The following is a 23,054-nucleotide window of genomic DNA, read 5'->3' as shown; positions in this document are numbered from 1 at the left end:
CCGTCTCCTAGAGCAACGGCCGGTCGGCGGCGCGGGCTGGCCAGCGGGCAATCGGTTTAGAGTGGCCGCGCATCGTCGCCGTCAGCCGCGTGAAACTGTTGATCGACGTGTAGAGCCCGAAGAAATGGTTGAGGACGCCGGCGAAAACAAATGCGGCAGGTCGCGCGATCAGTGCCGGGTCAAACTCCACCGTGATATCCGTTCCCGGTACCATTGCCGAGCCAATCCGGGCATGAGAATTCTGCGCCTCGACATTGCTGATCGCCTCCACGATCTGTCGGGTTTCCGGGCTGTCCCTGAAGGAATAAAGCGAGAGAATGTCCTTCAGCGGCGCGCCGCCATTGTCGGTGAGCGAGAGATGGTTGAGGAGAAGATGTGAGATCAGCCGCCACTCGCGTGCCGAACGCTCGTTGACGCGGATCGCCTCTGTCGGCGGCATCAGTGCATGGACGGATTTCACCGCCTCGTTGCCGGTAGAAAGCTGCAGGAATGGGTGCCCGCCGCCAAAAGGAAGCTGGCTTGGCAGTTCGCGGTTGAGGCAAAGTGTATCGATGCTTGCCACCATGTCGAGCGGCCCAAGCGGGCCGCGCGTCTGATCCACGAAGGCGATGTCCGTATCGGAAGAGCCGTCATCATCGAACCGGCGCTGTATCTGCCAGTAAACGTTTGCGCCATTATTGCGCTGTGTGCGACCGAAAAACGGAGACGTCTTCTCGGTCTGTCCGGAACGGCTGGTCAGCTGAACGTCTTCAACGGCATAGATCTCGCGCGTCCGCTGCCGCCGCGCATCCGGCAGCAACCTGTATTCCGTCCGCGTACCATCAAGACTGAGCGGCTCGCAGCTTTGTTTGAACAGGTTGATCACCGGTGAGGCGTTCAACACAAAATCTCTGACCGACACCATGCGCTCAAGCCGCGTGTCCGCCGCATCCAGATAGATGTATAGCTCGCAGTCGCCGCCGCCCCATTTCTGCAGGCCGTCAATGTCGAGAAATAGAAATTTCTGCGGCAGCGCGAAGAATTCGGTGAGAAGCCGGTATCCATCAAAACTGTTGGCTGGATATGGCAGCATGGCTTTATCGCGAGAGTACCCGGACGGCCTAAGATTTCCGGCGGGCAGGAAAACGGCTTCCTTGTCCTCGGCGTGACGCGCAAGCGCCATGCCGACGCAATGGTTGGTCAAAAGCTCGTAAAGTGCTGTCGCCTGCTGCCATGCGGCGGACAGGAAAATCTGGAGTTTTGTCAGTCCCATTTCCGGGAAAGTACCGCCGCGCGGGGCCGTGCTGCGCAGCGAAAGCCTCAAACAGCTGGCCGTGCCGGCAAACGACGCCGAGGAAGGGGCGTCGATCGGCTGACCCGTGAGCGTGGCAGCTGCGATCTCCAGTGGAGCGATCTCGACGTCCTGCGTGGTGCGGAAACGGCAGCTTTCGCCGCCAACCGGTTCGGCGAGAATTTCGCTGTGGCGGGGAAGCGTCTGCACGGTTGCCAGCGCCGGGCTCGGAGCGAATTGCACGACGCTCATCGAGGGGATCGGGGCAAGATAATGCGGATAGAGTGTTTCCAGCAGACTGTCCGACAGTTCGGGGAATTCGTCATCCAGCTTCTGGCGCACCCGGGCGGCGGAATAGGCGAAACTCTGGATCAGACGCTCGACATGCGGATCGTCGGCAACGTCGCCCGTCATCCGCAGCCTGCCGGCGATCTTCGGAAACGCCGCCGCGAAACGGGATGCGCGCTTTCTCAGCGCAAAAAGCTCGTCATTGTACTTTTCGAGGAAGCCTTCAGCCATTCGTCGCCTCCACCAGGAATTGCTGCGTGGAAGGATCGATCCGGGATTCAAAGCTGATCGGCGGCATGCCTTCCTGAAGGCGGAAGCTTGCCTGTATGCGCATGCGAAGCGCCCGGTCACCATCCGTGCGGTTTTTCAGGATCGTCACATGCACGTCGGCAAGGCGTGTTTCGAACAGGGAAATCCGCCGCTCGATGCTGCGAGCAAGTCGCGCCTTGGAGGCATCCGTCACCAGATTGGCCGAAAGAATGCCATCAACGCCATAGCTCACGAGCGCATCGGACAGTTCCTTGAGTGCTGCCGGCGGGCCGGCCGGGTTGCGGCGGGTATTGAGCAATGCCTCGAGGTCACGGCGGATCACCTCGCGCATCTCGCGGGCCTGATCCTTCAGGCTGACGAGCATATCCGTTTCCGCATCCGGTGCGTCATCGAGCAGCCGGTCCAGAACCGAGCGCGACAGCGTCCTTTGCCGTGCGCGATATTGCTCAAGCGGATCAACCACGGGCGATCTGCCTTTCTTCGTCGGACAGGGCGGAAAGCGCGCCGATTTCGTGGAACGGCACCACATCGTCGCCAATCAGCAGGCAGCGTTGGCCGAGACCCGTTATCAGTGGTTCACCCTCACTCCAGTGCGTTTCCCGACCGAGGAGGAGACCGACATCGTCGCCCGCACCGTGATAGATCGCCGGAAGCAGCACGGATGCGACTGCGCCGTCGCGCAACGTCAGTTCGGCACCGCGAAAGGCGAGGTCGCGCGGGCGACTCATGGGGTCGATGCTGAGGCTCTCGATGCGTCCGTAATCGATCCAGAGATAGCGGCCGCCATTGGTCAGGACTTCCAGCGCATGCGGAACCCGATCGTCCAGATCGCGGATGTCGCCGGCGCTCTTGCCGTCGTGGCCGATTGGCACATTGCCGCGTTTTTCGTCGAGTTCATTCAACGCGTCTTTCGCGCCCTCGACATCGCCGCTGCGCGCGGCAATGTTCGCTCGGATGGCCAATTGGTCAAGTTCGGAGGGGCCGCCGGGCAAATCCGGTACGGCGCCGCTTTCAAACCACGCATTGCGTGCGGCCATGGCGCGCAGCTGGTGGCGGAAGAGGGAAAAACCGACGCTATCCTGCGGTGAAAATGTTGCGGCCAGATTACATTGCGCATCGGCCTTTCCATAGTCGCCGGCGAGGACCAGCAGGTCGATGTAGAAATGGCGGCCATCCTTGTCGGTCGGCCTGGTTTTCACATGGTCTCGCGCGAGCCCGATTGCGTCTTGCAGCTGGTTGTCGTCCAGGAGGCGGGAAATATCGTCGCGCAGCGTCATGCGGATATCCTTTGCGGCTCGGCTGAAGGCCGGGATGCGGTGGTGGCCGGCATCATGGTTTCGGCAATGAGGTGGAAGCTCGTGGACACGTCATCGAGCTGGAAATGCGGCTGAAGGCGCACGGTGCATGAGAATGTTCCGGGCTTGCCGGGAACCTCGAAGACATTGATCCCCGCAGAGCGCAGCGGATAGCGCGTGCGCAACGCCGCCTCCGCATCGTCGTTGCCGAGCGTATAGGAGGAAAGCCAGCTTTCCAGTTTGCGCTCAATTGTCGTGGCATCGCTGAGCTGGCCGATGTCATCTCGCATGATGACCTTGAGGTAATGCGAGAACCGGGAGGCACACAGCACATATTGCAGCATGGCAGCAAGGCGGGCGTTCTGCCTCGCCGCTTCGGTGGAGTAATGGCCGGGTGCGTGCAGGGACTGGTTGGCGTTGAAGATCGCCATGCCGGAAAGATAGGTGGTGGAGACGGGTACGATGCCCAGATCGGAAAATTGCTGTTCCTGTCCCGTCGTCAGTTGCACTTCCACGGGCGGCTGGGCGGAAAGGCCGTTGCTCTCAATGCCGAGATCAAGCGGTGGCAATTGCCGGGCGGAGAGCATGCCGCCATCCACGGCGTCCTGTGTAACGCCGCGCAGATCCGCAAACCAGCCGGAATCGACGAAATTGCGCACCACAACCGTTGCGAAGGCAAAGGCGGCGTTGCCCCACAGCAGCGTCTCGCCGCTTTCCGCCACATGCTCGCGGAATGGAAATCCGTCATCCCGCCCGCGCGCATAGGGCTTATAGGGAGAGCGTAGCAACACGCGCGGTGCGACAAGGCCTACGAAGCGTGAATCGTCGCGTGCGCGAAGCGCATTCCACCGCAGACGCGATTTCTCCTGTTTCAGCCATGAGAAGTCATGGACCCGGCTGAGTTCCGAAAAGTCCTGCAGCCCAACGGTGGAAGGCGAAGCCGCCGCCACGAAAGGGCAGAAGGCGGCCGCAGCCACCATGCCGATCTGTGACAGCGTTGTGATGGAATCGGCACCATCAAGATCATCAGGGGAAAAGGCGTAGTCGCCGATCAGAAGGCCGACCGGTTCGCCGCCCGGCATGCCGAATTCGCGGTTATAGACGACCTCGAAAAGATGGCTCTGGTCGAAGTCGGTGGCGCGTTCTGTGTTGCGGGCAAGGTCGCGCCAGCTGGCGTTCAGCAGTTTCACCTTCACGTCGGTGCTGCGGCCCGCCTCGCGCACGACCATGGCAAGCCCGCGCCATCTCGCCTCCATCGCCTGAAAATCGGGATGGTGGAGAATGGCGTTCACCTGGCCGATCAGCGCATCGTCGATGAGGGCGATGAGCTGGTCGGCGAAAATGCGGGCGTCCGGAAAGGACTGATGCGCCATGAGTGGGCTCCGGATGATGAACGGGGCCGGGGTAGCAGACCACCCCGGACCAGGCTCAGTTCTTCGACGGAATACGGGCGACCATGCGCAGCGAGGTCGTCAGTTCTTCCATCTGCAACCAGGGCCGCATCCATGCGACTGCATTGTAGGCGCCGGGTTTGCCGGGCACTTCCTGCACGGTCACCTTGGCATCGCGCAGCGGATATTTGGCGCGGCTTTCCTCACCCGCCTCGTCATTGGCGTTGACGTAGTTGGCGATCCAGCGATTGAGCCACACTTCGCAATCGGACGCTTCCATGAAGGAGCCGATCTTGTCGCGCCCCATAACCTTGAGATAATGCGCGAAACGCGACGTGGCCATGATGTAGGGCAGACGTGCCGAAACGGCGGCGTTGGCTGTGGCTTCCGGCTTGTCATAGAGCTTCGGCTTGTGCGCGGTCTGGGCGCCGAAGAACACCGCATAGTCCGTGTTCTTGTAGTGGCAGAGCGGCAGGAAGCCGAGTTTGCCGAGTTCGGCGTCGCGGCGGTCGGTAATGCCGACTTCGGTCGGGCATTTCAGATCCAGGTCGCCGTCATCGCTGGAGAAGACGTGCATGGGCAGGTTTTCCACCTTGCCGCCGTTTTCAGCCCCTCGGATAGCCGTGCACCAGCCGCTTTTTGCGAAGGCATCGGTCAGCTTGGTGCCCATCACGTATGCGGCGTTCATCCAGCAATATTCGTCATGTTCAAGGTCACCATTCACCGCACCCTTCGTTTCGTCGTAGGCGAAATCATCGATCGGATTGGTTTTCGGACCATAGGGCATACGCGCCAGAACACGCGGAAGAGCGAGCGTGACGAAACGGGAATCGTCACTTTCGCGGAAGCTGCGCCACTTGGCATATTCGACCGTGTCGAAAATCTTCTCCAGATCGCGCGGACGGGCTAGATCGCGATAGTCCTCGAAACCGAACATGTGCGGGCTGGCAGCCGAGATGAAGGGCGCGAAGGCTGCCGCCGCGATCGATGAGACGCCTTGCAGCAGCTGGACGTCATCGAAGGAATTGTCGAATTCGTAATCGCCGATAATGGCGCCGAGCGGTTCGCCGCCGGGGGTGCCGAATTCGTCTTCATAGATCGCCTTGAAGAGGCGCGACTGATCGAATTCGACGGCTTTTTCCAGATCGCGCGCCAGTTCACGCTTACCGGCATTCATGACGCGGATTTTGAGGTTGACGCTCGTTTCGGAGTTCTTGACGAGATAGTTCAACCCACGCCAGGTGCCCTCCAGCTTGGCGAATTCGGGCGCCTGCATGATAGCTGCGAGCTGTTCGGAAATCGTGCGGTCCAGCTCCGCGATCGCGTGGTTAAGGGTGACGGTGAGGTTGCGGTCATATTTTACCGTCCCCTTCAGTGCCTGATCGGTCAGCGTACGCAGGAGGTTCTGCGCGCGGTCCGGTTCGGTTTGACGGGTAGCGGCAACCACCTTGGACAGCAGTCCCTGATCTTCGGCGGTCGTTGCCTGTGCTTCATTTTTCAGCAGGCTCTCAGCGCTCATGTTTCAGTCCTTCCACATGCGGCTTTGAAAATGCCGCTTGAACAGTTGGAAGCCCCAAGCGGGGCCGTTCGAGGAGGTATTCCTCCGCACAGGCGATTATTCTTTCGCGCCGTTCTTTTCCTTGAGTTCGGAAACCAGCGTTGCGAGGTCGCTCTTGTTCTGCAAAATATCTTCCAGCAACCGCTCAAGATCTTCCGAACGGTCGGCCTTGGAAAGAAGGTCGCGCAGTTCGTTGCGGGCATCCAGAAGCGCCTTGAGTGCCGGAACCTGCTGCACGACAGCGCCGGGTTCGAAATCATCCATACTTTCGAACTTCAGGTTGACCTGCATGTCCGTGCCATCCTTCTGCAGCGTATTGGCAACGGAGATATTGAGACCGGGCGTCATGCGCCGCATGACTTCGTCGAAATTGTCGCGATCGATCTGGACGAATTTACGCTCCCCGAACGGCTTGAGCGGCTGGGTGGGATTGCCGGAGAAATCACCGAGCACACCGACCACGAAAGGCAGTTCCTTCACCACCATCGCGCCTTCGGTTTCGACTTCGTATTTGATGTGAACGCGTGGTTTGCGAACACGCTCCAGCTTTTCATGTACACTTGCCATTTCAACCTCCTTGGTGCCACTTGGCACAGACGACTGTTACGGAGCGGCGTCGCGCTCCGTGCTTTCCTATTTTCCGTTGCTCTCTCCGCTTGGCTTGATGCCGGCGGCGGTTAAGACTGCGTTGCGGACCTGTGCTTCCGGCAAAAGCTCGGCCAGCAGTTCCGAAAAATCCATGCGTCCCCTGCGCACCAGTGTCTCTATGGCAAGGGAGATCGGTGAATGCGGCTCGGTACGGCGGAAGTAACGCGCAACCGAGAGAAGAGTTTCAAATGCTTCGTCGCGCGATAATATGCCTTCCGGCGCGGTCACGGCGGGACGCACGGCGGCCGCCCCGTTCTCGTCGGAACCGCTGATGGCCACGGTTTCCTGTTCGACGGGCGCCGGATCCTGGTCACGCCCGCCGAGCGAGCGAATTGCAGACGCTGCTTCGACCAGCGTGTTGCGGATATGGGAACTCGGGGGTGCCGATTGCCCGCAGCGCTCGGCAAGAATGGTCATGATGGCATCAAACGAGGAGAGGCACGCAGTCACTTCAGCCAACTGCGATGACATGGCGGCAACGCCAGCTTCAGACGCAAGCCGATATAGCTCTTCTCGACGTTTGCTCTCATTGGGGCGCTGCGCGAGTTGGAAGTCCCAGAGGCTGTGTTCGCCAAATTTCCCGCCTGGGATCAATGAGGCGAGGCGCAAAGGCTGAACAAGCGTTCCTTCGCCGCCGACACCGTTCAATCCCGCTAAAGGTGCAAATTTTTCTTCGTCATTATCGTCGCTAATCGACCGCAGCGAGTCCCAGTGGTTGTAAAATAGCGCTTTGCCGAGATCGTAGATTTCGCGCAGACCATGGAAGCCGCGCAGGCGCAGCGATGCTTCCGCAAGCCACGCCAATATTTCAACATCCTTGCTTTCGGAATATATAATCTGCAATCCAAGATTGCTGACATTATCCCAGCTACTGGATATTTTCAGGTTATCCTGCGGAGAAGCGGCGCGCTCTTCTGTGCGAGCCTGGTTTCTTTCATCCTTAATTCTATAGTATATTTCACGCGTTCTTGCATTGACCCGGATATTTTCTCCGCAGTCATTCAAAAATCCTAAATCTGTTTTAACATTCAGCGCGTTCAACGTCAGTCTATCTCCGAGAAATAGTAATGGATTTTTTGTAGTTACTTCCCTTACGTGAGGCTATTCATACGACAGACTTATTCTAAATGTGTCTAAATTGTGGCGTCTAGTGGCTAATCTCACCTGATAAAAAATCGACTTCGGGGTGGACAAGTTGGTTTCATCATCATATTTACTCCACGTCACGTTGTGGAATGAACCCGGGCAGGAGGCTCATTGCATGTCGCATATCGATCTCAACCGCCTCGTTGGAGCGCTTGAGCCAGACCTGCGTGTTACCCTTGAAGCTGCGGCTTCTGTTGCGGTGCGCATGGGGCACAGATACGTGGATATCCCGCACTGGCTGCTTGCGGTTGTGGATTCCGGCATCTATGCGAAAACATTCGAGGAATTAAAAATTCCACTTCCGGTATTGCAGGCTGAAATCAGCCGCAGTCTGGAGGAGGCCGTCATCGGCGACGGAGAGGCTTTGTCGCTCTCCCAGAACATTCTCACGGCAGCCCGGGAGGCGTGGATTCTCGCATCGCTGGAGGCTGGCCGCGACCGTGTCACGCTTTGCGATCTGCTGTTGGCGATGGATGAGGAAACCTCACTTCGCTCTTTCGTCCGCTCGGCATTTCCTTCTCTCAAGGCGATGGATCGCACCGCACTTGAGCGTCTTCGCAGCTCGAGCGAAAATGGCGCAGGCGTGGATGTTCCGTCCGCGCTGGCCGGCTCAGGGCAGGCAGGGGCAGGACAGTCTGCAGGCCAGAATGATTTCTTGCGCCTTTATACCCAGGACATGACCGCCGATGCCCGCAATGGCAAGGTTGACCCTGTTATTGGCCGCGATGATGAGTTGCGCCAGCTCGTTGATATTCTGACGCGCCGCCGACAGAATAATCCCATTCTCGTGGGTGAGGCCGGCGTTGGTAAAACGGCGGTTGCAGAGGCGCTGGCGCTGGAAATCGCGTCTGGCAACGTTCCGGAAAAGTTGCGTAATGTCCGCCTGCTGAACCTCGATATTTCGCTGCTTCAGGCCGGTGCCGGCGTGAAGGGTGAGTTTGAGCGCCGCCTTCATGGCGTGATCGATGCGGTCAAACGTTCGGCCGAACCCGTCATCCTGTTCATCGATGAAGCCCACGGCCTCGTTGGTGCGGGTGGTGCAGCCGGGCAGGGCGATGCGGCCAATATTCTCAAACCAGCTCTGGCGCGCGGCGAAGTGCGCACCGTCGCGGCGACGACCTGGAGCGAATACAAGAAATATTTCGAAAAGGATGCGGCGCTGACCCGTCGTTTCCAGCCTGTGCACGTGCGCGAACCGGATGAGACGACCGCCATACGCATGTTGCGGGGTGTCGCTGACAGCTTCGTCAGCCATCACAACGTTGTCGTCCGTGACGAGGCGATCGTGGCCGCGGTGCAATTATCCGCACGCTACATCCCCGCGCGGCAGTTGCCGGACAAGGCCGTCAGCCTTCTCGATACGGCCGCGGCCAGCGTCTCACTGGCACGGCAGACCCAGCCGGAGCGGCTGCGCGCCATGGAAAGCGAACGGCGCCTTCTCACCGATGAGTTGAACTGGCTTCTGCGTGAACCGCAGGATGACGAGATTGACAGCCGTATTCAGTCGATACGCGGCGAAGTCGAAAAGCTTGAGAGCGGGATCGATGATCTGCGTGAGCGTTACGACGCGGAGATGGCTCTGCTAAGCGAAAAGCAGCCGGCTGAAGGCGATGTTTCCAATGTCTCGCCCCTGCGGCCTGCGGTCGACACGAAGCCGGCAAATGCCGACAGGCTTGTCCCGACAGTTGTTGATCGTGAGGCGATCGCCGCCGTCGTTTCGCGATGGACCGGAATTCCACTCGGCAAACTTCTGGCGGACCAGATCGAAAGTGCCCGGACACTGGACGCGCGCATGCGGGAGCGGGTGGTGGGGCAGGATGCTGCAATTGCCCGGATTGCTGATGCCATGCGCACTGCGCGGGCCGGATTATCCGATCCGCGCCGCCCGCCGGCCGTTTTTTTCCTTGTCGGCATGTCCGGAACGGGAAAGACCGAAACCGCGCTGTCGCTCGCCGATATGCTCTACGGCGGCAACAGCCATCTGACGACGATCAACATGTCGGAGTTCAAGGAAGAGCATAAGGTTTCGCTGCTTCTCGGTTCGCCACCCGGTTATGTCGGTTTCGGCGAAGGCGGCGTGTTGACGGAAGCGGTGCGCCGCCGGCCGTTCGGCGTTCTGCTCTTGGATGAGATCGACAAGGCTCACCCCGGCGTCCAGGACATTTTCTATCAGGTGTTTGACAAGGGCGTGCTGCGCGATGGCGAAGGCCGCGACGTGGATTTCAAGAACACCACTATCTTCATGACGGCCAATACAGGCTCGGAGTTCCTGTCGGCGCTGTCGGCCGATCCCGACACGATGCCGGAAGGCGAAGCGCTGGAAGCGCTTCTGATGCCGGAGCTTACCAAACAGTTCAAGCCCGCGTTCCTCGGGCGCACGATCATTCTGCCTTTCATGCCGCTTGGTACGGAGGCGCTTGCAAGGATCGTGGATATTCAGATTGGCAAGATCAGGGAACGTGTGCTCGCAACATATGGCACCGGCCTGACCCTGTCCAATAAGGCGCGAGATGCCCTTGTGGCGCGCGCCGGTGCAAGTGAGATTGGCGCACGCGCCATTGAAATCATGATCGGCAAGGATCTCCTGCCGCCTCTTTCCAGCTTTTTCCTCGAAAAGGTCATCGCGGGAGAGCGTGTCGGGAAGATTGTTGTCGATTTTGGTGAAAACGGGTTCGGCATTCGTGCCGAAGAGGCTGGGGAAGCAGATGAATTCGCCGTAACCGAAGAGGTTGGGGTGGATAAAGTTGCCGCGTCGGATGGGGCTACCCGACGCATGCGGCATTAAACGAAGGGTAACTCGGCCTCGGAGCAAGAGGTCATTTTAGCTACAGGAGCTTACAGCATGCCAATTTATCTGCAGATTGACGGTATCCAGGGCGACGCCACCCATGAAGAACATCGCAAGTGGATGGATATTGAAGCCATTCACTGGAACGTGGCCCGCAACATGAACACCTCTGCTGGTTCTGCTGCAAACCGCGAGGCCTCCGAGCCGACCATTTCGGAAGTCATTCTGACCAAGGTTAGCGATTCTTCTTCCACCAAGCTTTTCCAGGAAGCCTGCGCCGGCCGGACCGGCAAGCTCGCAACCATTCATCTGGTGACCACGGGTAATCCGGGCAACACCTATATCGAGTATCTGCTGACAAACACGCTTATCGCCAGCTACTCGGTGGATTCCAGCGGTGACCGTCCGGTGGAAACCGTCAAGCTCAACTTCACGAAGATGGAAGTGAAGTACACGCCGTTCGACGACAACAACTCGCCGCAGTCTCCGATGATCGCCTCCTACGATCTGGCGACGACGAAGGCTGCCTGATCGTGACGCGCCCCGGTGCCGGCGTTGCCGGCACCGGAACGTTTTCATTGCAGTTTTGCAGCTCACGTCGTGATGTTTCACGTCGACTTTGGTCGAGGCGGTTTTTTGATGCGCTCCCTATATGCGTTTTTTGTTTCCGTGCCGGTTGTTCTGGCATCGTCCGGTCTTTCGCCGGTCAGTGCAGCGGAACGGACATGGATATTCTCTGGTGCCGAGCTCAAGCAGGCCATCGAGGGTAAGCTTGCTCCGGAGGTGTCCGATCCGGAAATGCGGCGGCTGGTTTCCGTTGCAAAATCGAGCGCCTATATCGCCGGCGTGGCCGATCTGACGAGCGGATCGGACTGGTGTGGCGCAGGCGCCGTGGCGCCCCATGAACTTACCGACCGGATCTACACCTATCTCGGCGATCTTCCTGCGGAAAAACTCGATGAACAGGCAGCCACTCTCGTGCGGGAGGCGCTCAAGGTCTCCTTTCCCTGTGAGCAGAAAAGTAACTAGTGGGACGAACCATGCGCGTTAACTTCGACACTCTCTATAAGAATTATCCGAGCAGCGACCCGTCGCATCCGAACTATCTCAGCCAGCGTGATCTTTTCACGGAAATTGGCTGGGATGATTTTATCGGTAACCCGAACTATCACAATACCTGTGCCATCCGCGTCAGCATCGCTTTCGTGAAATCGGGGATCAACATCGTGCCATCCTCGCATCGCATCCAGAAAGGTCCCTATGCGGGGAAGGGCATTGAGGTGAACATGCGCCGCCTCGCAAATCTGATGAAACGGACGAGCTATCTCGGCGAGCCCGAGCCGTTTACCCCCGCGACAGCGCGTAATGGCATCGGCGCGCGTAACGGTGTAGTGGCGTTCAACAATATCCCTGGTTACACCGGCGGCGGCCATATCGATCTTGTGCGGGGTGGCTCAGAGGCCACCCAATGCGCATCGGCCTGCTACTACAATTCGGAAACGATCTGGTTCTGGCCACTTCAGTCCAGCCGCGGGTCCTGATTAGGAGTGTTCCATGGACGACCAGTCGTCACTTTCTGATTTCGTTCAGGCAAGCCGCGTCCTCAAGGTCAAGTCGCCCCTTGGCGAGGATCAGCTTCTGCCGGAGCGTCTGACCGTCGAGGAAGGCGTGTCGCAGCTCTTTGACATTCGCCTGACGGTGCGTGCCAAGAAGGAAGCGGTCAAGCCCGAGGAACTGATCGGACGGCTGGTCGATGTTTCGATCGAAATCAGCCAGGGCGAGGGTGAGGGCGGCGGCATCCGCCGTCCCTTTAACGGCCTTGTAACAGAGCTCCATGAAGGTCCTCCGATCACGCGTGGGTTGCGCTCTTATTCGATGACCATCCGGCCACAGATGTGGCTTCTGTCGCGGCGTTCCGACTGCCGGATCTGGATGGACAAGACGGCGGTGGAGATCGTCGAGACGCTGTTTTCAGAACACGGCATTCCCGCACCCGATACGTCAGGCATTATTTCGCAGCCGCCTGCACAGCATTACAGCGTGCAGTTTAACGAGACCGATCTGGATTATCTCACCCGCCGTTTCGAAGAGGACGGCCTGTTCTACTGGTTCAGCCATGAGGATGGCAGCCACAAGCTGCATGTGGCCGACAGCGCCAGCGGCTGGCTCGGGCCGTCGCCGGCTGCCCAGGGGGAGGGAACGGTGCGTCTGGCGCAGGGCTCGTCGGACCGTAATCACATCAACGATTGGGCGCGGCGGTTCTCCTATGTCTCCGGCCAGCGGGCGGGTGCGGACTGGAACTTTGAGACGCCGGGCATGGTGCCGGGCACGATGACGCCGTCTCTGGTGCAAATGCCGGATGCGACAAAACGCGAGCTCTACGAATATCCGGCCCGCATCAGGACAGTCGAAGAAGCCGAGCGGGCGCAGAAACTGCGCACCCAGGCGATCGAGGCTGATCACGACCGGGTATTCGGATCGTCCACCTCGCGCATTCTGGAAGCCGGCCGCCGCTTCACGCCTTACGAGGTCGCGCATCCCGAACATGCCTATGAAGAGCATGTGATCATCAGGGCAAGCCACAGCATTGTCGATCTCTCCTATGAGACAAACAGTAACGAGCCTGAGTATCGCAACCACTTCGAGGCAATTCCGTCCCGCGTGCCGCTGACGCCGCACCGGACAACGAAGCGCCCACGCATTGAAGGCACGCAGGTGGCGATCGTTGCTGGTCCTGAAGGCGAGGAAATCCATCCTGACCAGTATGGCCGCATCAAGCTGTGGTTCCCTTGGGACCGCAAGGCGAAGAAGGATGGTACGGATACGTGCTGGGTGCGGGTAGCACAGAACTGGGCGGGCTCCACCTGGGGCGGTCAGATCATCCCACGCATCGGCATGGAAGTGATGGTTGCATTTGTGGATGGCGATCCGGACCGGCCACTGGTGACCGGCGTGGTACCGAATGCGCGTCAGACGGTGCCGTATGAGCTGCCCGCGCACAAGACGCGCAGCACCTTCCGCACCAATACGCATAAAGGGTCCGGCTTCAACGAATTGCGGTTTGAGGACGAAGCGGACCAGGAGGAGATATTTCTCCACGCCCAGAAGGACACGAATTTTGAAATTCTGAACGATTATTCCAAGCGTGTAGGGCGCGATAAATCGGAACTCGTGGCCAACGATAAATCGACGGAAGTTGGCGGCGACCATGACGAGGTTATTGCGGGCAACATGTCGATCGCGGTGGGCGAAAATGCCCTCTCAAACCTTTTGAGAGACAAGACGAAGCTCGTCTTCGACAAGGTTGGAGCTGCGTTGGGCAAACTGAAGATCCCGGACCCTTTCAATTTCGCGAAAGGGAATTTCCAGCTCTTTGTGGAGAAAAACCACTCGCAGGTCGTCGGTATCGGCTCCTCGGAGGTTATTGGCGGGGCAAAATCGACGGTTGTCGGACATACCTATCAAACCACGGTCGGCAAATCTCACAGCATCATCGTTCGGGGCCGTTCAGATACAGATATCGGGCGCATCATGAACATCCGGGTAGGCGAACAATTGACGATAAAAGTTGGAGAGAAGTCTATGCTCACGATGTCGCGCGAGGGGCATATCGTGATTAAAGGAAAGCATATTCATTTCGAAGCTGATCAGATTACGCAGAATTGAGCGGGGCCATGGCTGAGAAACCGTCAGGATTACCTCCATCTCGCATGCTGGGTGTTCCGTTTTCTGCATACGACGACGACAATGTCTTGGATATGTTGAAAACCGATCTGTCGACATTCAAGCGTCACCCGTTTTTTCCGGAGTCGCCGAGGATAAGGCCGCCATATCGCGTGGATACACCTCAGCCAACGTTCAATTCTAATGGTGGATTGTGCGAATACATACCCGCAGTGAACGAGACGATTTTGTTTGGACGATCTTCCAGCGCAAACAAACTCCTTCCGCAGAAAGAACGTGAAAACGAGACGAAGGAAAGCGCCTGGAAATTTGGCGAACTGAGCAAGGACTATAAGGATGCCGGCATTGGCAAAAAATACCAAAGGGGCGTCCGGGAGTATCTTGCTTCGGGCTATACGCGTCGTAATCCGGACGGGAAGACCGATCACGACACTGACTGGCGCGGCAAATGGAAGGAACGCAATTTCCAGGTTGCCGAGTTTACATGGTGGAAAGCAGATAAAAAACTGGCCGGAGACAGTTTTGGGGATCCGGCAAAGGATTGGGCTTCAGGAGAATATAAGCTCGGTGCACTGGAGGGTGATGGAAAGGCCGGATTTTCCCTGACCAAAGGCGGTGTTGACGCCAAATTAAGTGCAAAAGCCAGTGCTGCTGCGGCTCAGGGCAAAGTCGAAGTTCTAAAGGATCAAGTCATCTCCGGGGCTGCGAAAGGTGCTGTGCTGAAAGGAGAGCTCGAGGGCGAGGTTGCTTTTGTCGGTAACCCTGAAGAGATAACCGGGACATTGAAGCTTGCCGCCAAGGCGAACGTCATTGAAGGGTCAGTTAACGGAGAGCTGTGCCTGACACCAACCCGTGTTGGCAATCCTGTCATCAAAGCGTGGAACTGGCTGTTCGAAGAGCACAATCAGCTTATCGAAGACAAATGGGATATAGGTGTTTGCGTCGGCGGTGAGCTGCAGGGCGCTGTTGGCGCTCAGGCTGAGGCATCTGCCGAAGCAGGTGTGAAGAAGGGTAAGGCGCGGGCTGAAGTTGGCGCGAAACTTGGTTTTGGCGTCGGGGGTGGCGCAAAAGCCTCCGCGGGCCTGACAGGTCTTGATAAGGCCGCAGACCTCATCAAGGAATGGCGGGGAAAATGATACGGAGAACCGAACGTTGAAGCCTCTATTTTTGGTGCTGCGCCGACTGTCTTTTTCGGCAATGGTTTTAGTGACGACCGCAATTGGATTGGATGTTATGGCTGAAGATTATACGAGCCGTTTGACCCTCGACACTACAGCGAAGGCGTCGGAGCCATATACATTTCAAGACGCCAAGGAGCTTAACTTTCAATCGGTTAAGATCGACAAGTTCATGTGGTTCAAGGAACAGCGGGCATTGTCCGAATGGGACAAGTACGAAACTTTCGACAATGTTACCCTGCAGTCGATCGGCTATGATCCCGCCAATCGCGATCATTTCGAAATCCAGATCATCACTGCCGAGATCAAACCGGAAAAGGTTGCCCGTGGTGTCGATTACGCCCGGCTCTTTGCGAAAGAATGGGCACCTACCATCTCCGCTATGAAGGAATATGGTCGCGACGCCGGCGATGTATTTGCCCTTGGACCGGATAATGGATTCAACCGCCGTGAGAGGGTCGCTGTCTGGCGCAAGGATAAGTCTTTGCTCATTGTGCGTGCCGGCTATGCAGAGGAGGAGGCGTCTCGCGTCGAACCCCAGATCGGGCAATTTTTCGGAGCTTTGAAGTTCGACACAGAAACGGGCGATGGTATTGAAGGTTCGATGCATTTGGAAAAGTTGCCGTCGAGCGGCGGCACTGTCTACTCCACACGTCTGCCTGATGGCTGGAAAAAACTGACGCAGAACAGCGATCCCAACCCGTCCTACACCGGCGCGATCTTCACAAATTCCAATGATCCGGATGGAAACGCGGCTGTGTCCCTGTTCATCTTTCCAACACCGAAATCGGACCTGTCGCCGACTGACGATCAACTGCGGCAGCTCGCCGCGAAAGTGGTGGAAATCGAACTGCAGAATCTGATGCCGGACGTCGGCTTCAAGCTGGACGAGGATGTAAGCTTTGTTCCCGGCGAAAAAGTCGGTGACGTGAATAAAGGTTTCATCGACATCGTTACTCTTCAGGGCAGCGCGCAGAAGATACGTGCAAAGACGGTATTGAGTTTAAGGAAGGGTGTGGTCGCCGCGGTGGCTTCGCTCACGGCGTTTCCTGCCACGCCAACGGACGTCGCAACGATGATACATGCCGACTTCGTCACGCGTACCATCGAAGATAGTTTGGCGGATCAACTGAAATAAGGATCTATGGTCGATGGAAGTGCCGCTCATTTACGATCGGCATTCCATTTGGTGAGTTAAGAGGGAGTTCGCACGATATGAATCAAATCCCTGATCGCAAAGCGCTTCTGCAAGAAGTTCTTCCGTTGCCGGAGGACGCGTGGGGCAAGCTTTTGAAGCTCGCGACAATGATCGAGTTTGATGGCTCCGGGACGCTGACGATCCGTAACGGCGAGGCCCGCATCTCATTGGGTTCTGACGGGATCGTGAGGGTGGAAGGCAAGAAAATTATCCAGACGGCTCGCCAGAATATCTCACTGGATGCCGCCTATATCGATCTGAATTGACCAGCATGTGGGCTGTCAGCAACAACACGCCCTTCTCCGCGGACGGCTATTTCGTTCGAGACCGAGACGGCAAGGAGTACTGGTGTGTCGCCGTGCGCGGGCGGTTTCGTGCGCGTCCCGATGGCATGACTGATCTTCTTGAGCCGCAGCCTATCCGCCTCTCGCCGCTCTATCGCGATGCCGAGGCCAAAGAGCTCCTCGCCGATGCTGATTTCGCACCTTTCCGGCCCGTCGCAGATATTCTTCTCCATGGTTCAGCCTTTGCACCTGATGAAAGGCCGTTAGACAGTATCGATGTCATGGTTGCGGTTGGTACAATGATCAAGCGGGCCATCGTTATTGGTGAAGCGCGCATGATCAAAAAAAAGCGTGGTTGGGAGGTTGCCGACAGAGAGCGAGCCGGCCGCGTCGAACTGTCATGGACGCGTTCGCTCGGCGGAAGCGATCTCTTTGCGGATGAGGATGGGGCCGAGTGCGAAGCTAACCCGATTGGCCGCGGTTGGTCCCGTCATTTCGAGCGCGCGCCGGAGGGAGCTGAACTGGCTTTGCCGCAGATAGCGGCTCCTGCGCAGGTCTTCCATCCCGATCGGCCGCTTTCGCAGCCGGTTGGTTTCGGCGCGGTTCAGCCAGCCTGGGCAACGCGGTATATCCACGCTGGCACCTATGATGACGCATGGATGAAACACCGGTCCCCGCTTTTGCCTTCCGATTTCTCCGAAAAATTCCACCAGACCGCGCCTGACGGTCAGATCTATCCGGGCGAATTACGCGGCGGCGAGCCGGTGAGGCTCGAAGGTCTACATGCTGAAGGCAGTTACGAATTTCGCCTGCCGCAATGTATCCTGGAAGCGGACACGCGTATTGCTGGCCGGACATTAACGCATAGGTTCAGGCTGATTCAGGTGGAAATTACCGGTGATGAGCGTCTCGTGGATCTCGTATGGAACGCGCATATACCATGTGGCGGTCGCGACCAGGATGTCGAAGTCTCTTTCCTTCGATTGAGGCAAATGGCTGGGGTGGTCTCATGAGAGCGGCGGTTTCAATTCTGGCGGCCGGCCTGACATGCCCTGCCGGCAAAAATTTTGAAACGGCAATTGCCGCCTACTCCCGCGGCGAACGGTTCACCGAGAAGGACCGCAACCTGGTGATGGCGGACGGGCGACCACCGACCCTTGCGCCGGTCTATCCGCTGACGGAAGAGCGGGACTATGTCGAGCGGCTGCGAAAGTTACTCTCCTGCGCGCTTGACGATTGTCTTGCGCAATTGGCGCAGCTCGGACAGGAAAGTGCGGATTATGGGATGCTTCTACTGCTGCCCTATTGGATGGAAGGTGGAGTTGTCGCCGAGGCCTTTGATGCCAGGCTTAAACAAACCCCTCTTGCGCAGGTGAAGACCCTCTCCGTTTCTTTTGGCGGACAGGCGGAAAGCCTGCAGCTTGTTGGTCGGGATGGTCTGGAAATCGTGAGGAGAACGGGGAGAGTTGTCCTTGTTGCGGTTGTCGACAGTTATATTCACTCCGATATGCTCGACAGTCTGGCCTATCACGGTGAACTGCTCACCCGGGACAACCCCTACGGTATGGTTCCCGGCGAGGCGGCGGCTGTGTTGGCGCTTGGGCCGGAAGACAATAGGCGGCTCGGCCGAATTGCGCGCCTGTCGATCATGGAAGAGCCTGAAAGCCCTATTGATCCCGAGCGCGGTTTGATGGGCCGCGCCCTTGCTAGCTGTTATGGGGCTCTCCTCGAAGGCGGCTTTTCTCCGGATCGATTTATTGTGGATCTCAATGGTGATCGCGTACGTGCCGAGGAATTCGGATATGCGATGACGACCAACGCCGCGCAAATGGCCGACCTGTCCGAAAAAGCGGAAATCCCGTCGCTTCAAATGGGTGACCTCGGGGCTGCGAGCGGGCTTGTGATGGCGGCGCTTGCGCTTGCCCCCCCCCCCGGATCGCGCGTCGAAAAGGCAGAACCGAGGGGTGAGGAATTGCTCTACAGCCTGTTGTCCGCCAGTTCCCGCGATGGGTTGAGAGCAGCAACGATTGTGGAGAGCGTCCAGCGCGACATCGAAACCGGTGGGATAGACGCATGAAGGAAACAATCCGCATCAATGGGATTACACTCTGCCACAAAAACTCGAAAGGGTATGTTCGCTCGACGTTACCGGATGTATGCCTGACCCCGCCCAAGCCGTTGCCCGTGCCATACACGAATACCGCATTTGCCCGCGACCTTGCCGACGGTACCACCACGGTGTTTTCGCATGGCGGGGCGATGAACGGCGTGCGCGGCTCCCGGTTCGCCAAATCGATCGGTGACGAGCCCGGCTCCTCGGGAGGGGTCAAATCGGGGACACATCTGCATGAGGCGACGTTCTTGTCCTGGTCTCCCAATGTGTTCATGCAAGGCCGCGCAGTAACGCGCCTTACCGACAAGATGCTCCTCAACAAGGGAAACACCGTCTCGGTCGGTGGCTACAAGACCGACCTGCCTGAAGGCCATCCTGAACGTTATCTCTGCGAGGTGGGCTGCCGCTGTTATGCGCTGCATCGCCCAAGAAATAGCGTTACCGAGGGGCTTGAATGGATGGATCAGGTTTTGCCGCGCGACGACGAGGCAAGCCCGGGTCGCTATCAACGCTGTGTCGATGCAACGATCCAGGCGCAATATCCAAACACGGTCCTTGGTGGCAGCATGCCGGTCGGCGATCCGCGCACCAATTACGGCTATATTTCCGAGCTTGGATTCTGGGACCCGAACAATCCTAAAAACACATTCCCGGACAAACCGCCCGGCAATATTATCCTGCAAGGAGAGGAACATGATGTTCCCAAGGTTCCCCGCAGGGCGCCCTGGGGCGGTACGCGATGGTTCAATGTGCGTGGCTCGCGCTGGCTCGATGTGGTGAAAGTCGAGAACGGCCAGATGACACATATGTACGACATGAAGTTTCCGGGGGACAAGTTTCCGAATGATGCGGCGAAGGATGATGCTTATCGTGCTATCGCAAGACGGTACAGAGCTCGTTACAGGGAGTTCGTGGTGTTGGATGAGTGCGACAATTGCGAAGAATCTGTGAGACAGCGCGAACAGGAACGCCAGTGGGAAGCCGAAGAACGATGGCGGCAGCTGAAAAAGGGGCTTGAGAATGCTCCCCCGATCTGGCTTCCGTTGCCCGGGCCAAGGATCCCAGGCGGGCGCCGCCCGCCCGTGCCAAGCTGGTAGGATGATGTCATGAATTTAAACGAACTGGTCGCTGTTGTCGCGAACTTCGAAGAGCGAGGGGAACTCGGAAAACTGGACGAAATCGGTTTGCCACCTGGCAATGCTGTTCAATGGCTGTTTGGCCTGACGTCCGGTTTTTATTTTGCGGATGGTGAAACAAGGCGTACACGCCAAGCCATGCTCGATTTGGCGCTACGTTACTACGACCTTGCGGAAGGTAACGCAAATCTGTTGTCCTTTAACGAGCGTGTACGCCGTATCTCGTCACGGGATGACGTCGCGAATTATCTGTCACAAGATGAATATTTTGACGAGGCAGAGACCGCGAGCTTCTATATCAGGCACATGCCAAAGCAGGCGTTGCGTTCGACCGATCCGGTCCACGACTACTTTACTGTCCTTCTTCCAAGCGTTGGCTACCGCGGTGGTAACGGGCGGCTGATGTATCAGACGCGGCTATCGGAATTATCACGCAATCCAACCGGCGTCGTTCGCCTCTTTGTTGACGCTTGCCGCGATCTTCGGGTTTTTTACGCAGTGTCCGGCATGTCGCTTTTCTTCTATTCCTATGCCGCAGGAGCGACTGAGAAGGCATATCCCTTGTTTCGTCGGTTTCCAGGCCTTCTTTACGAAGATGGCAGCAATTTCACGTTGGAAATATTGCGTCGCACCGATGTGATCCGAGACGTGAATTGGTTGACAGCCATCAACGACGAACTGCTGGCGCGGGTCGGTGGCGTTGAAAAAGCAAGAGACGTACTGGGAGACGAGATTGTCCTCCATCCCTACGAGGGAGGCGTCGTTTTCCAGGCGGGTGCCCGGCCTGTGCTCGGCGACTTGAACAAGGGGCGAGTCCCTGCTGCGTACCGCGCAGTCAACGATTTTCTCAAGCCCCTGCGTTACGAGGCCTGGGATTATCCCTATCTGCAAGCTCCTTACGGTGTTGACGAGATGGAGTATACGCAATGGTGGACGCATCGGTTTGACGATGGTGAACATTGAGCTTGCTAAGCCTCATGAATTTAAACGAACTCATAACCGCGATGGCGATCCTTGAGGAGCGCGGTGAACTTGAAAAACTGGATGAAAATCGGGTGGCCGCCCGGCAATGCCATCCTATGGCTGTTCGGGCTGACATCAGGGTTCTATTTTGTCGATGGAGAAACGCGTCAGATACGGCAATCAATGCTCGGTTTGGCAACGCGTTATTACGATCTGTCAGAGGGTAACCCCAATTTATTGTCGTTTAATGAGCGGGCACGACGCTTTCGATTTGGCTTTCAATAGCGAGGATAAAGCTGCCGTTTCCATCGAGCGTTTCCCTGCGGGCCGTGTTTCATCGTTATCCTGGAGCGCGATCGAAACCTTTGTGAGGGATTCCAAATGAGCCAGTTGCTCCCGGTGACGCTGTCATTTCGTCTCAATAGGAGAGATATCGGTCTGGGTGGTACTGGCTTCCACGGCGATTGAAGAGGATTCTCGTGATTTCAGAGTTCATTGGGAAAGATTGCACGCTCGACCATCTGGCCATCCGAAACAGGAATTTTGCGGCGAGGATTTATCCCGAATTTCCAAGTGGGGAGGAAGTCGCCCTTGTCGCCGCGCGTATAGGTAGTGACGAAATTGATTTCGCTGCTTACGAGTTCGGTCAGTCTGCGTGCCAATTTTCACCGCAACCGGTCGGGCTGGTGCTTGATGCGCTGTTTGAAAATTCGCCCTATAACCTTCTGATCCATTTTTCAGGTCATGATCTCTGGATCTGGGCGCCGGAGGATCACGAATACCTCGTTGTCTTTGGTGATACCAATTCGGTCCAGGCGATAGAACGAAGTGACATATTCTCATACAGCTTTGCTGAATATCTGGGCAGTGGATTGTTGTCGCAAGCGACAGTCAGACATCTTCGCGGCGTAGCATCGAGCTATACGATCGGGTAATTGCGGGCGAGCCCGCTGAGGGCGGATCATGGATGTGCTGGAAGGGTCCGGGAATGTGTTCGCTGGTCGGCACAAGGGTAACCAAAGCACAACATTTTCACGGCGACGCCTAACTATCCAATCGTGTTGTGCCTGAATGCATATTTTGAGATATTCGACCAGCGTGAACTGGTCTGCATCAAGCAACACCTCCGCAGAAGAAGGCTTTTTCGCCATTCCGCTGACATAGAAGCTCGGCGCTTCAGTCAAAGCAGAGAGACAATCATCATAGCCCAAAAAAAGACGAGCATGGCGATGCAGGCCGGGCGGAAGAGATAAAATCGCTGCCAGTTCGTGAGGCGGAGGTCGTTGTAGTGCATTGATCTGTCAAGTTTGACGTGATCCATTTCGCTATCGACAGAAAAATCACCACCATTCTTCTTGTAGAAATTATACTCCCGAACCTGCGCGATAATCTGTTGCACAGCCAGAAGGCCAACCGCGATAAGAGCCGCAGAAAAAATGACGATCTCAAGTATCAGCAAGCGTTTCTCCTGTGCGATCTGTTGAAACGGCGACCTATCCGGGTGTGAATCAAAACGTGGGAGACGAAGTCCCAAACCGCTTCAATGGATGCAATTGTCTTTCAAAACTACGCAATGTCGATTTTTTCGTCCAGTATCTGACAATGATGTGGCAGGGCCCTGACCAAGGGCACAATGGCGTCGTCGTCGTTGACTCGGCCCACATTGGAAAGCGCGGTGATCCGCAAGAGCTGGATATCGACGGGAAGCCGGAGCTTTACCCCAAAGGTCTTGACCTGCTCCCCTGGAATGTCCTCGGTTTGAGGTTAGTCTGTTCTCCGGAGAAGGAGACAGAGAATGAAGCGTTCCCGTTTCAGCGACGAGCAGATCATCGGTATTTTGAAGG

22 protein-coding genes are annotated in these 23,054 nt (G+C 57.3%); 14 read left to right on the top strand and 8 right to left on the bottom strand.

Going from position 1 to position 23,054, the window contains the following annotated elements:
• Positions 1 to 7 precede the first annotated feature (7 nt).
• The 7 genes from tssF to tssA all read right to left on the bottom strand — a co-directional run bounded on the left by tssF (position 8) and on the right by tssA (position 7,761).
• Positions 8 to 1,789 carry a type VI secretion system baseplate subunit TssF gene (gene tssF, locus ACUTJJ_RS03875; RefSeq protein ID WP_445541352.1) on the bottom strand — a complete coding sequence of 594 codons (1,782 nt, stop codon included), beginning with the start codon at positions 1,787 to 1,789 and terminating at the stop codon, positions 8 to 10.
• The gene (gene tssE / locus ACUTJJ_RS03870) at positions 1,782 to 2,291 is read right to left on the bottom strand and encodes a type VI secretion system baseplate subunit TssE (protein WP_013760992.1); all 510 of its coding nucleotides are present in this window, start codon (positions 2,289 to 2,291) and stop codon (positions 1,782 to 1,784) included. The genes tssF and tssE overlap by 8 nt, the downstream gene beginning before the upstream one ends.
• Entirely contained in the window at positions 2,284 to 3,105 is an 822-nt protein-coding gene (locus ACUTJJ_RS03865) for a type VI secretion system accessory protein TagJ (protein ID WP_445541351.1), read from the bottom strand. Before ACUTJJ_RS03865 ends, tssE begins: the two co-directional genes overlap by 8 nt.
• A complete protein-coding gene (gene tssC, locus ACUTJJ_RS03860; RefSeq protein ID WP_445541350.1) occupies positions 3,102 to 4,496 on the bottom strand; it encodes a type VI secretion system contractile sheath large subunit in 1,395 nt (464 codons plus the stop codon). Before tssC (ACUTJJ_RS03860) ends, ACUTJJ_RS03865 begins: the two co-directional genes overlap by 4 nt.
• 55 nt (positions 4,497 to 4,551) lie before the next feature.
• A complete protein-coding gene (gene tssC / locus ACUTJJ_RS03855) occupies positions 4,552 to 6,033 on the bottom strand; it encodes a type VI secretion system contractile sheath large subunit (RefSeq protein WP_004431481.1) in 1,482 nt (493 codons plus the stop codon).
• 96 nt (positions 6,034 to 6,129) lie between these two features.
• Entirely contained in the window at positions 6,130 to 6,639 is a 510-nt protein-coding gene (gene tssB, locus ACUTJJ_RS03850; RefSeq protein ID WP_445541349.1) for a type VI secretion system contractile sheath small subunit, read from the bottom strand.
• A gap of 66 nt (positions 6,640 to 6,705) precedes the next feature.
• Complete coding sequence (tssA, locus tag ACUTJJ_RS03845) at positions 6,706 to 7,761, bottom strand: type VI secretion system protein TssA (protein WP_445541348.1); 1,056 nt, start codon at positions 7,759 to 7,761, stop codon at positions 6,706 to 6,708.
• Positions 7,762 to 7,981: 220 nt separating this feature from the next.
• Here tssA and tssH point away from each other — a divergent pair, with 220 nt between their 5' ends.
• The 13 genes from tssH to ACUTJJ_RS03780 all read left to right on the top strand — a co-directional run bounded on the left by tssH (position 7,982) and on the right by ACUTJJ_RS03780 (position 22,145).
• Positions 7,982 to 10,651: a type VI secretion system ATPase TssH gene (tssH, locus tag ACUTJJ_RS03840; protein WP_445541347.1), complete on the top strand. Its 2,670-nt coding sequence runs from the start codon at positions 7,982 to 7,984 to the stop codon at positions 10,649 to 10,651.
• 57 nt (positions 10,652 to 10,708) lie between these two features.
• A complete protein-coding gene (locus ACUTJJ_RS03835; RefSeq protein WP_004431488.1) occupies positions 10,709 to 11,185 on the top strand; it encodes an Hcp family type VI secretion system effector in 477 nt (158 codons plus the stop codon).
• A gap of 108 nt (positions 11,186 to 11,293) precedes the next feature.
• A complete protein-coding gene (locus tag ACUTJJ_RS03830) occupies positions 11,294 to 11,683 on the top strand; it encodes a Rap1a/Tai family immunity protein (RefSeq protein WP_121557632.1) in 390 nt (129 codons plus the stop codon).
• A gap of 11 nt (positions 11,684 to 11,694) precedes the next feature.
• On the top strand, positions 11,695 to 12,195 hold the full coding sequence (locus ACUTJJ_RS03825) for a type VI secretion system amidase effector protein Tae4 (protein ID WP_045531759.1): 501 nt from the start codon (positions 11,695 to 11,697) through the stop codon (positions 12,193 to 12,195).
• A 13-nt stretch (positions 12,196 to 12,208) separates the two neighbouring features.
• Positions 12,209 to 14,320, top strand: a complete 2,112-nt coding sequence (tssI, locus tag ACUTJJ_RS03820; RefSeq protein WP_445541346.1) for a type VI secretion system tip protein TssI/VgrG — start codon at positions 12,209 to 12,211, stop codon at positions 14,318 to 14,320.
• A gap of 8 nt (positions 14,321 to 14,328) precedes the next feature.
• The gene (locus tag ACUTJJ_RS03815; RefSeq protein WP_162708949.1) at positions 14,329 to 15,474 is read left to right on the top strand and encodes a hypothetical protein; all 1,146 of its coding nucleotides are present in this window, start codon (positions 14,329 to 14,331) and stop codon (positions 15,472 to 15,474) included.
• 16 nt (positions 15,475 to 15,490) lie between these two features.
• Positions 15,491 to 16,654, top strand: a complete 1,164-nt coding sequence (locus ACUTJJ_RS03810) for a hypothetical protein (protein ID WP_445541345.1) — start codon at positions 15,491 to 15,493, stop codon at positions 16,652 to 16,654.
• Positions 16,655 to 16,731: 77 nt separating this feature from the next.
• Positions 16,732 to 16,980, top strand: a complete 249-nt coding sequence (locus ACUTJJ_RS03805; protein WP_112637528.1) for a hypothetical protein — start codon at positions 16,732 to 16,734, stop codon at positions 16,978 to 16,980.
• 5 nt (positions 16,981 to 16,985) lie between these two features.
• Positions 16,986 to 18,011: a DUF2169 family type VI secretion system accessory protein gene (locus tag ACUTJJ_RS03800; protein ID WP_445541394.1), complete on the top strand. Its 1,026-nt coding sequence runs from the start codon at positions 16,986 to 16,988 to the stop codon at positions 18,009 to 18,011.
• Positions 18,008 to 19,075 (top strand): hypothetical protein, encoded by a 1,068-nt coding sequence (locus ACUTJJ_RS03795; protein ID WP_445541344.1) that lies wholly within the window; start codon positions 18,008 to 18,010, stop codon positions 19,073 to 19,075. The genes ACUTJJ_RS03800 and ACUTJJ_RS03795 overlap by 4 nt, the downstream gene beginning before the upstream one ends.
• Positions 19,072 to 20,208: a DUF4150 domain-containing protein gene (locus ACUTJJ_RS03790; RefSeq protein WP_445541343.1), complete on the top strand. Its 1,137-nt coding sequence runs from the start codon at positions 19,072 to 19,074 to the stop codon at positions 20,206 to 20,208. Before ACUTJJ_RS03795 ends, ACUTJJ_RS03790 begins: the two co-directional genes overlap by 4 nt.
• Positions 20,209 to 20,217: 9 nt before the next feature.
• Positions 20,218 to 21,210 carry a type VI immunity family protein gene (locus ACUTJJ_RS03785; RefSeq protein WP_445541342.1) on the top strand — a complete coding sequence of 331 codons (993 nt, stop codon included), beginning with the start codon at positions 20,218 to 20,220 and terminating at the stop codon, positions 21,208 to 21,210.
• A 479-nt stretch (positions 21,211 to 21,689) separates the two neighbouring features.
• On the top strand, positions 21,690 to 22,145 hold the full coding sequence (locus ACUTJJ_RS03780; protein WP_445541341.1) for a hypothetical protein: 456 nt from the start codon (positions 21,690 to 21,692) through the stop codon (positions 22,143 to 22,145).
• 245 nt (positions 22,146 to 22,390) lie between these two features.
• Here the strand turns inward: ACUTJJ_RS03780 and ACUTJJ_RS03775 are convergent, their stop codons facing one another.
• Positions 22,391 to 22,669, bottom strand: a complete 279-nt coding sequence (locus ACUTJJ_RS03775) for a hypothetical protein (RefSeq protein ID WP_035210580.1) — start codon at positions 22,667 to 22,669, stop codon at positions 22,391 to 22,393.
• A gap of 11 nt (positions 22,670 to 22,680) precedes the next feature.
• Between ACUTJJ_RS03775 and ACUTJJ_RS03770 the strand changes: the two genes are divergently transcribed.
• Positions 22,681 to 23,054: hypothetical protein (locus tag ACUTJJ_RS03770; protein ID WP_445541340.1), on the top strand; the 374-nt coding region annotated here is incomplete at its 3' end.

This window comes from Agrobacterium sp. DKPNP3 (assembly GCF_052686535.1).
This window is presented reverse-complemented; position numbering and strand designations above follow the sequence as displayed.

Coding starts and splice junctions, on each gene's coding strand:
- tssF (WP_445541352.1), bottom strand. CDS start 1,789: ATGGCTGAAGGCTTCCTCGAAAAGTACAATGACGAGCTTTTTGCGCTG.
- ACUTJJ_RS03865 (WP_445541351.1), bottom strand. CDS start 3,105: ATGACGCTGCGCGACGATATTTCCCGCCTCCTGGACGACAACCAGCTG.
- tssC (WP_445541350.1), bottom strand. CDS start 4,496: ATGGCGCATCAGTCCTTTCCGGACGCCCGCATTTTCGCCGACCAGCTC.
- tssC (WP_004431481.1), bottom strand. CDS start 6,033: ATGAGCGCTGAGAGCCTGCTGAAAAATGAAGCACAGGCAACGACCGCC.
- tssB (WP_445541349.1), bottom strand. CDS start 6,639: ATGGCAAGTGTACATGAAAAGCTGGAGCGTGTTCGCAAACCACGCGTT.
- tssH (WP_445541347.1), top strand. CDS start 7,982: ATGTCGCATATCGATCTCAACCGCCTCGTTGGAGCGCTTGAGCCAGAC.
- ACUTJJ_RS03835 (WP_004431488.1), top strand. CDS start 10,709: ATGCCAATTTATCTGCAGATTGACGGTATCCAGGGCGACGCCACCCAT.
- ACUTJJ_RS03830 (WP_121557632.1), top strand. CDS start 11,294: ATGCGCTCCCTATATGCGTTTTTTGTTTCCGTGCCGGTTGTTCTGGCA.
- ACUTJJ_RS03825 (WP_045531759.1), top strand. CDS start 11,695: ATGCGCGTTAACTTCGACACTCTCTATAAGAATTATCCGAGCAGCGAC.
- tssI (WP_445541346.1), top strand. CDS start 12,209: ATGGACGACCAGTCGTCACTTTCTGATTTCGTTCAGGCAAGCCGCGTC.
- ACUTJJ_RS03815 (WP_162708949.1), top strand. CDS start 14,329: ATGGCTGAGAAACCGTCAGGATTACCTCCATCTCGCATGCTGGGTGTT.
- ACUTJJ_RS03805 (WP_112637528.1), top strand. CDS start 16,732: ATGAATCAAATCCCTGATCGCAAAGCGCTTCTGCAAGAAGTTCTTCCG.
- ACUTJJ_RS03800 (WP_445541394.1), top strand. CDS start 16,986: ATGTGGGCTGTCAGCAACAACACGCCCTTCTCCGCGGACGGCTATTTC.
- ACUTJJ_RS03795 (WP_445541344.1), top strand. CDS start 18,008: ATGAGAGCGGCGGTTTCAATTCTGGCGGCCGGCCTGACATGCCCTGCC.
- ACUTJJ_RS03790 (WP_445541343.1), top strand. CDS start 19,072: ATGAAGGAAACAATCCGCATCAATGGGATTACACTCTGCCACAAAAAC.
- ACUTJJ_RS03785 (WP_445541342.1), top strand. CDS start 20,218: ATGAATTTAAACGAACTGGTCGCTGTTGTCGCGAACTTCGAAGAGCGA.